Genomic DNA, 7,948 nt, shown 5'->3' with positions numbered 1-7,948 from the left:
CCTGCGGGAGGGGGAATGTCCGCAATCCACCCGAACATCTCGCCCAAACGCATTTGCACCATCGTAAAGTTACTGGCGTAAAGCTACTGGCCTCGCCGCTGCGGCGTCTCTATGGTCGCGCCGTTCGTTCTTCCCGCGAAAGCTTTTCATGCATCTTCTCATTGGCCTAGCCGGTATCGCGCTGATCCTTGCCATTGCCTTCGCCCTTTCCTCCGACCGCCGCGCCATCCGGCTTCGCGTCGTGGGCGCGGCTTTCCTGCTGCAGGCGGGCATTGCGCTGCTGGTGCTCTATGTCCCCGCCGGGCGCGCCGTGATCGCCGGCATGTCGCACGGCGTCGCCAATTTGCTCGGCTATGCGCAGGCGGGAACGGACTTCATCTTCGGCCCGCTCGCGAAACCGGAGATCGGCGGCGCGAGCTTCGCCATCGCCGCGCTGCCGGTCATCATCTTCTTCGCCAGCCTGGTGTCGATCCTCTATCATCTGGGCATCATGCAGCAGATCGTGCGCTGGGTCGGCGGCGCGATCGAGAAGGTGACGGGCGTGTCCAAGGTCGAAAGCCTCTGCGCCGCCGCCAACATCTTCGTGGGGCAGAGCGAGAGCCCGCTCGTCATCCGCCCCTATCTGGCGGGCCTGACCCCGCCGCAGCTTTTCGCCGTCATGACCAGCGGCATGGCGGGCGTCGCGGGCACGATCCTGGCCGCCTATGCCTCGATGGGGATCAAGATCGACTATCTGCTGGCGGCCAGCTTCATGTCCGCGCCCGGCGGCCTGCTGATGGCGAAGATCATGATGCCCGACGAGCCGGAGCGCGAGCCCGAACTCCCCCTGGGCGATCATCCCGAAGTCGTCCTGCCCGAAAGCCGGATCGGCGACACCGGCCCCGCCGCGCTGCTGCCGGGGGGAACGCCGGGCGAACCGATGCCGCCCGCCACCCATGACGAGGAAAAGCCCGCCAACCTCATCATGGCCGCAGCCCAGGGCGCGCAGACCGGCGTGAAGCTGGCCGTCGCTGTCGGCGCCATGGTGCTGGCCTTCGTGGCGCTGGTGGCGCTGGCGAACGGCATCCTCGGCGGCGTCGGCGGCTGGTTCGGCTATCCCGACCTCAGCTTCCAGCAACTGCTCGGCTATCTCTTCTCTCCGGTCATGTATCTGCTCAACATTCCCTGGAATGAGGCGCAGATCGCCGGCGGGCTGTTCGGCACCAAGGTCGTGCTCAACGAGTTCGTCGCCTATATCAATCTCGGCCAGGCGCAGGGCGCGCTGTCGCCGGCGACCGTCGCCATCGTCACCTTCGCGCTCTGCGGCTTCGCCAATTTCAGTTCGATCGCGATCCAGATGGCCGTCACCGGCAATCTCGCGCCCAACCAGCGGCCGGTGATCGCCCGGCTGGGGCTGAAGGCGCTGGTGGCGGGCAGCCTCGCCAATCTGATGAGCGCGGCGCTGGCGGGCCTGATGCTCAGCCTGCGATGATCGTTCCGATTCTATAACGAAAGTTCTACCCGTCGCTGGCAGGATCAGCTATGGTTAACGCATGGGGGCGAAACGCATATTCGAACTGACGGCCATGCTGTCGGTGGTGATGGCAGCGGCGCCGGCTGGGGCGCAAGCGCCGAAGCCGGGCAGGCTGGAAAGCTACAAGGACTGGACCATCGGTTGCGACAACGGCAACCGGTGCGAGGCCGTCTCCCTGCTGCCAGAAGGCGGCGACTGGCCCGATGCGCCGGTCATGCTGGGGATCGCGCGAGGGGCGGGGGCCGACGCCGATCCCGAAATCCGGGTCAGCCGGGACGCAAAGGGCCGGGAGGCGCTGGACTTCCTGATCGACGGGCGAAAGCTTGCCCGCGTGGCGAGCGTGGACGGCGAAGCCAGCCTGGAAGGGCCGCAGGCGTCCGCACTGGCCATTGCCATGGCGAAGGGCGGACGCATGGAGATCCGCGCCGGCGCGAGGGCGATCGACCGTCCGTCGCTCGCCGGCTTGACCGCTGCGCTCCGCTATATGGATGCGAAGCAGGGAAGGGCGGGCACCATGGCGGCCCTCGTCGCGACGGGACCGCTCGCACGCAGCGCCGTGCGTCCCGCGCCTGCCATCCCCACGATCCGGCGCGTTGCCGTACCCGGCGGCGCGCAGCCGCCCGCGCTCTGGCGGGAGGAACTGACGGCACTCGGCATCTTCACGGGTTGCGCCGACGAGATGAGGGGCGCATCCTCTCCTCCCGAATTGCACCGGCTGTCGAAGACCGAGACGCTGGTTCTGGTGCCCTGCGGCGCCGGGGCCTATAATTTCACATTCGTCCCCGCGATCGCCACCGGCATTCCCGGCCGCCGAACCTTCCGCTTTGCCGGCTTCGACTATCAGCCGGGCTGGAGCGAGGAGGCCGGCCATCCCATGCTGGTCAATGCAGGCTGGGCGCCGGAGACCTCCACCTTGCAAAGCTATGCCAAGGGCCGGGGCCTGGGCGATTGCGGGGGTAGTGAAACCTATGTCTGGGACGGTTCGCGCTTCCGCCTGGTAGAGGCGAGTGCGATGGGGGAATGCCGCGGCGCCTGGCACTGGATCACCACATGGTCGGCCAAAGTGACGGACTGAAGGCCGGAATTTCCTGTCGATTCGCCGTGCCGCCGCCCTGGCTCTTTTTTTCGCGCCTGGAAATCGCCCCTAGGCTTCTGCCAATATCAGCGAGAACAGTTCGTCCGCATCGCTCCATTCGCGCACCGGCTCCCATCCCCCGGCGCGCAGCAGCAGCCTTTCGTCGCGCGCGCCATATTTGTGGCTGCTTTCGGTATGGATCGTCTCGCCCGCGGCCATGCGGAAGCATTGGCCCGCGACGTGGAAGTGAAGCGGCCGCACCGCCTCCAGATGCATTTCGATCCGCGCCTTGTCGTCGTTCCAGATGGCGCGATGGAGGAAGCCGTCCAGCGGCAGGTCGCCCTCCAGCTCCCGATTGATGCGCGCGATCAGATTGAGGTTGAACGCAGCCGTCACCCCCGCGGCATCGTCATAGGCGGCGACCAGCCGGTCACGGTCCTTGATCCGGTCCATGCCGATCAGCAGCATCGCGTCCTTGCCCAGCAGGCGCCGCATTGCCCGCAACAGGTCCACCGCCGAATCGGGTTCCATATTGCCGATGGTCGACCCGGGGAAGAAGCCGAGGCGCGGCAGCCCCTCTATCGCCGCCGGCAAGGCCAGTTCGCCGTTGAAGTCGCCCACCACCGGCAAGACCGGCAGCCCCGGAAAGGCCGACGCCAATTCGGCGCTCGAAGCGCGAAGAAAGTCGCCGCTGATGTCGATCGGCACATAGGCGGCTGGATCGATGGCGCGCAGCAGATGCGGGGTCTTGCGCGAACTGCCTGCACCGAACTCCACCACCGCCCGCCCCGCGCCGATGGCGGCGGCGAAATCCGCGCCATGCCGTTCCAGCAGGGCGGTTTCCGTGCGCGTCGGATAATATTCCGGCAGGTCCGTGATCGCTTCGAACAGTTCCGACCCGCGCCGGTCGTAGAACCAGATGGGCGGGGTCGCCTTGGGCTCGCGGGACAGGCCCTCAATAATGTCCCGCCGGAAGGCCGGGTCAGGCGCGCGCAGGGACGGCGGGGCATCTTCGGTCAGCAGCATCGCGTCAAAGATCCTTTGCCAGCCGCAGTCCGGTGAACTGCCAGCGTTGATGGGGGTAGAAGAAATTGCGGTAGCTTGCCCGCATATGGCCGCGCGGCGTGGCGCAACTGCCGCCCTTCAGCACGAACTGCCCCGACATGAACTTGCCATTATATTCGCCCACCGCGCCGTCCGCCGCGCGGAAGCCGGGATGCGGGCGATAGGCGCTGCCCGTCCACTCCCACACATCCCCGAACATCTGCGTCAGCGTGGAGCCGCTATCCGCCGCGCGGGGGCGGGGGCAGGCCGGACCGTCCAACTGGTTTCCGCTGGTCGGCGCGACATTGAGGGCGGCGCTTTCCCATTCCGCCTCGGTGGGAAGGCGCGCCCCCGCCCATCGGGCATAGGCATCCGCTTCATAAAGACTGATATGGCTGACGGGCGCGGCGGTATTGACCGGCTTGCGCCCATCCAGACCGAAGCGCGTCCAGCCTTGCTCGCCCCGCCGCCAGTATAGCGGCGCCTCGACCCGCTCGGCCTGCACCCATGCCCAGCCGTCGGACAGCCAGTGGGCGGCGTCGGCATAGCCCCCATCCTCGATGAAGGCGATCCATTCGCCATTGGTTATCGGCCTGTGCGCCAGGGCATGCGGGTGGAGCACCGTCTTGTGGCGGGGGGTCTCGCAATCGAAGGCAAAATCGCTTTTGCCGTCATCGCCGATCTCCACCAGCCCCTGCCGGCCCTCGATCCAGTGGAGAGGGCCGGGGACGGGCGCAGGCAGCGCATTGGGCGCGTCGTACAGCGCCGGTTCCAGCGGATTGAGCGACAGAAGATGCTGCACGTCGGTCAGCAGCAGTTCCTGATGCTGCTGCTCATGGTGGAGGCCCAGCAGCACCAGCGCCTGCACATCGGGCATCAGCATCGGCAGGGCGGTGGTCAACGCCTCGTCGACTTGGGCGCGATAGGCTCGGATTTCCTCCAGCGTCGGCCGTGTCAGCATGCCCCGCATCGGCCGCGCATGCCGTGGACCTTCGGCCTCATAATAGCTGTTGAAAAGATAGGCGTAATGCGGATCGAAGGGTGCATAGCCCGCCACATGGTCGCGCAGGACGAAAGTTTCGAAGAACCAGCTTACATGCGCCAGATGCCATTTGGCGGGGGATGCGTCGGGCATGGACTGGACCGTCGCGTCCGCATCGGACAGCGGCGCGGCAAGCGCTTCGCTCAGCGCCCTGACCTCGCGATAGCGGGTGATGAGGTCGATCTGGCTCGGTACGGTCCGGCTTCTTGCCATGCATGCCCCTTCGATACGGTTGCGCCGCTCTCCTGGAATAATCGCATGAAGGGGCGGATCGGTTCCGGCCGGGCCGTTTCGCCGCCCTTCGATGATTGCGCATGGGGACGATGGGAATGGCTGGACAAGGGCCCGCCGCTTGCCCAAATGATGGGCCTGTCATGACCAAGCGCATCCTTCTCATCGTTTCGGGCGGCATCGCCGCCTATAAGTCGCTGGAACTGGTGCGGCTGCTGCGCAGGCGCGGCATCGCGGTGCGGGCGGTGCTGACGGAAAGCGCGGAGAAATTCGTGACGCCGCTGTCGCTGGGCGTGCTGACCGAGGATCATGTCTATGGCGACATGTTCGACCTCAAGGAAGAGCGCGAGATCGGCCATATCCAGCTTTCGCGGCAGGCCGATCTGGTCGTGGTCGCGCCGGCGACGGCGAACATCCTGGCCAAGATGGCGGGCGGCATTGCCGACGATCTGGCGACGACGCTGCTGTTGGCGACCGACAAGCCGGTGCTCGCCGTTCCCGCCATGAACGTTCGGATGTGGCACCATGCCGCGACCCGGCGGAATGTCGCACAGCTCAAGGCCGATGGCGTGCATGTGATGGAGCCGGACAGTGGCGAAATGGCCTGCGGGGAATTCGGCAAGGGCCGTCTGCCCGATCCGGAAGCGATCGCGGCGGAGGTGGCGCGGCTGCTCGCCCGGCCGCTCGCCGCCGATCCGCTGGCCGGGCAGCCGGACTTCGAAACGGCCGACGCGCCGCTCGCCGGACGGCATGTGCTGGTGACGGCCGGCCCGACGCATGAGCCGATCGACCCGGTCCGTTACATCGCCAACCGGTCCTCCGGCAAGCAGGGCTTCGCCATAGCGGCGGCGGCGGCGCGGGCCGGCGCGCGGGTGACATTGGTGGCGGGGCCGGTATACCTGCCGACGCCGGCCGGCGTGACCCGCGTCGATGTGGAAACCGCGCGGGAGATGCTGGCCGCGGTGGAGGCGGCCCTCCCCGCCGACGCGGCGATCATGGTGGCGGCGGTGGCCGACTGGCGCACGGTGGACGCTGCGGACCAGAAGCTCAAGAAGGATGGATCGGGCAAGCCGGCGCCCTTGGCCCTGGTCGAGAATCCGGACATTCTCGCCACGCTGGGCAAACATGCGCAGCGTCCCGCCCTGCTGGTCGGCTTTGCCGCCGAGACGCAGAAGATCGCTGAACATGCGCAGGCGAAGCTGGCGCGCAAGGGCGCCGACTGGATCGTCGCGAATGACGTGTCGGGGCCGCCCGGCTCAAGCGTGATGGGCGGCGATTCCAACAGCGTGCACATCGTTTCGAAGGATGGCGTCGAGAGCTGGGACCATCTGCCCAAGGACGCCGTCGCCACCCGCCTGATAGAAAAGGTCGCCCATGTCCTCTCCTCTTACGCCCATTGAAATTCGCCTGAAGCGCCTGCCCCATGGCGCCGGCCTGCCGGCGCCGGCCTATGCCACGGCGCATGCGGCGGGGATGGACGTCGTGTCGGCGGAGGACATCATCCTTGTGCCCGGCGGCCGGCATGCGGTGGCGACCGGCTTTGCCATGGCGATTCCCGAAGGCTATGAAGTGCAGGTGCGGCCGCGTTCCGGCCTGGCGCTGAAACATGGGATCAGCCTGCCCAATACGCCGGGGACGATTGATGCCGATTATCGCGGCGAGCTGAAGGTCATATTGATCAATCTGGGCGAAGAACCCTTTGTGATCGCGCGGGGCGACCGGATCGCGCAACTGGTCGCCGCGCCGGTGCAGATGGCGCGCTTTGCCGAAGTCGAGGAACTGGACGAGACGATCAGGGGCGCAGGGGGATTCGGATCGACGGGGGTTCGATCCCAATGACGCCCTTGGCCCTCACGGACGATCAGCTTGAGCGCTATGCCCGCCATATCGTGCTGAAGGAGATCGGCGGCGCGGGGCAGGCGCGGCTGCTGTCGGCGGATGTGGCCGTCGTGGGGGCGGGCGGGATCGGCAGCCCGGCCATCCTCTATCTCGCCGCGGCGGGCGTGGGTACGATCCGGGTGATCGATGACGATGCGGTCGCCCTCTCCAATCTGCAGCGGCAGGTGCTGTTCGGCACTGACGAGATCGGAGCGCCCAAGGCCGAAAGCGCGATGGCGGCGGTCGCGCGGCTCAATCCGGACGTGAAGCTGATCCCCATCAACGCCCGCATCGACGCGGGCAATGCCGCGCTGATGCTGCGGGATGCCGATGTGGTGCTGGATGGCTGCGACAGTTTCGCGACGCGGCTGGCGGTGGCGGACCGCACGCAGAAGCTGCGGATTCCGCTGGTGTCGGCGGCGGTCGGGCCGTTCGAGGGGCAATTGGCCACCTATCGCGGTTGGGAGGCGGGCAAGCCCTGCTATCGCTGCCTGGTCGGGTCGCCGCAGGATGCGCCGGAGCGGAACTGTTCCGAAACCGGCGTGATCGGGGCGCTGACAGGGGTGATCGGCAGTCTGGCGGCGCTGGAGGTGATCCGCGCGCTTGTGCCCTTCGGCGATGACATGGCGGGGCGCTTGCTGCTGGCCGATCTGTTGTCGATGCGGTTTCGGACCGTGGCGGTGCCGAAGGATCCCGCCTGCCAGGGTTGCGCCGTGGAACTATGCGCGAGCTGAGGATCATCGTCGCGACGGCGGATGCGGAACGGCTGCGCGGAGCGTTGGTGATCGCGGCGGCTCAGGCGGCGCTGGGCGGCGGCGCGGCGCTGTTCCTGCAACTGGACGCGGTGAGCTTGCTGCGAGCGCCTCCGGAAGCGCCCCGCGACGAAGCGCATCGGGCATCGGGGCTGCCTTCGCTGGCGATGGTGATCGAAGAGGCATTGGGCTTGGGCGTGATCCTGCTTGCCTGTCAGAGCGGACTTGCGCTGTGCGGAATGACCGCCGATGATTTGCCGCAGGGCGTTGAGGTCGGCGGCCCGATGGGGTTCTTGCAGCAGACCGGCGAAGAGGCCCGGCTGATCTTTGCCTGAGCCGGTCGGCTGGCTCGGCTGGTCGGAAGCGGACGATTGCGACGCTTTCCTGAAGGCACAGCATGCTCATGCGAAAGC

At 67.2% G+C, this 7,948-nt stretch carries 8 protein-coding genes; 6 read left to right on the top strand and 2 right to left on the bottom strand.

The window, feature by feature from the left end; genetic code table 11:
* The first annotated feature begins 148 nt into the window (after window positions 1-148).
* Together A0J57_RS20525 and A0J57_RS20520 are read left to right on the top strand one after the other, a co-directional pair.
* Window positions 149-1,471: a NupC/NupG family nucleoside CNT transporter gene (locus A0J57_RS20525; RefSeq protein ID WP_025548685.1), complete on the top strand. Its 1,323-nt coding sequence runs from the start codon at window positions 149-151 to the stop codon at window positions 1,469-1,471.
* A gap of 61 nt (window positions 1,472-1,532) precedes the next feature.
* Window positions 1,533-2,588, top strand: coding sequence for a DUF1176 domain-containing protein (locus A0J57_RS20520; protein ID WP_061940640.1), 1,056 nt, complete (start codon window positions 1,533-1,535; stop codon window positions 2,586-2,588).
* 69 nt (window positions 2,589-2,657) lie between these two features.
* Here A0J57_RS20520 and egtD read toward each other — a convergent pair whose 3' ends face one another.
* On the bottom strand, window positions 2,658-3,614 hold the full coding sequence (gene egtD / locus A0J57_RS20515) for an L-histidine N(alpha)-methyltransferase (protein ID WP_061940638.1): 957 nt from the start codon (window positions 3,612-3,614) through the stop codon (window positions 2,658-2,660).
* A 4-nt stretch (window positions 3,615-3,618) separates the two neighbouring features.
* Window positions 3,619-4,887, bottom strand: coding sequence for an ergothioneine biosynthesis protein EgtB (egtB, locus tag A0J57_RS20510; protein ID WP_061940635.1), 1,269 nt, complete (start codon window positions 4,885-4,887; stop codon window positions 3,619-3,621).
* A 161-nt stretch (window positions 4,888-5,048) separates the two neighbouring features.
* Between egtB and coaBC the strand changes: the two genes are divergently transcribed.
* The 4 genes from coaBC to A0J57_RS20490 are packed head-to-tail and all read left to right on the top strand — an operon-like array spanning window position 5,049 to window position 7,870.
* Entirely contained in the window at window positions 5,049-6,305 is a 1,257-nt protein-coding gene (gene coaBC / locus A0J57_RS20505) for a bifunctional phosphopantothenoylcysteine decarboxylase/phosphopantothenate--cysteine ligase CoaBC (RefSeq protein WP_061940633.1), read from the top strand.
* Window positions 6,280-6,744, top strand: a complete 465-nt coding sequence (gene dut, locus A0J57_RS20500; RefSeq protein WP_061940631.1) for a dUTP diphosphatase — start codon at window positions 6,280-6,282, stop codon at window positions 6,742-6,744. Before coaBC ends, dut begins: the two co-directional genes overlap by 26 nt.
* Window positions 6,741-7,517 (top strand): HesA/MoeB/ThiF family protein, encoded by a 777-nt coding sequence (locus A0J57_RS20495; protein WP_082718827.1) that lies wholly within the window; start codon window positions 6,741-6,743, stop codon window positions 7,515-7,517. Before dut ends, A0J57_RS20495 begins: the two co-directional genes overlap by 4 nt.
* Complete coding sequence (locus A0J57_RS20490) at window positions 7,505-7,870, top strand: DsrE family protein (protein WP_025548674.1); 366 nt, start codon at window positions 7,505-7,507, stop codon at window positions 7,868-7,870. The genes A0J57_RS20495 and A0J57_RS20490 overlap by 13 nt, the downstream gene beginning before the upstream one ends.
* Window positions 7,871-7,948 lie beyond the last annotated feature (78 nt).

The sequence above is a fragment of the Sphingobium sp. 22B genome, from assembly GCF_001580035.1.
GTDB lineage: Bacteria > Pseudomonadota > Alphaproteobacteria > Sphingomonadales > Sphingomonadaceae > Sphingobium > Sphingobium fuliginis.
This window is presented reverse-complemented; position numbering and strand designations above follow the sequence as displayed.

Excerpts from the sequence above, each read along its gene's own strand:
- egtD (WP_061940638.1), bottom strand. The coding sequence starts at position 3,614 with ATGCTGCTGACCGAAGATGCCCCGCCGTCCCTGCGCGCGCCTGACCCG.
- A0J57_RS20525 (WP_025548685.1), top strand. The coding sequence starts at position 149 with ATGCATCTTCTCATTGGCCTAGCCGGTATCGCGCTGATCCTTGCCATT.
- egtB (WP_061940635.1), bottom strand. The coding sequence starts at position 4,887 with ATGGCAAGAAGCCGGACCGTACCGAGCCAGATCGACCTCATCACCCGC.
- A0J57_RS20495 (WP_082718827.1), top strand. The coding sequence starts at position 6,741 with ATGACGCCCTTGGCCCTCACGGACGATCAGCTTGAGCGCTATGCCCGC.
- dut (WP_061940631.1), top strand. The coding sequence starts at position 6,280 with ATGTCCTCTCCTCTTACGCCCATTGAAATTCGCCTGAAGCGCCTGCCC.
- coaBC (WP_061940633.1), top strand. The coding sequence starts at position 5,049 with ATGACCAAGCGCATCCTTCTCATCGTTTCGGGCGGCATCGCCGCCTAT.
- A0J57_RS20520 (WP_061940640.1), top strand. The coding sequence starts at position 1,533 with ATGGGGGCGAAACGCATATTCGAACTGACGGCCATGCTGTCGGTGGTG.
- A0J57_RS20490 (WP_025548674.1), top strand. The coding sequence starts at position 7,505 with ATGCGCGAGCTGAGGATCATCGTCGCGACGGCGGATGCGGAACGGCTG.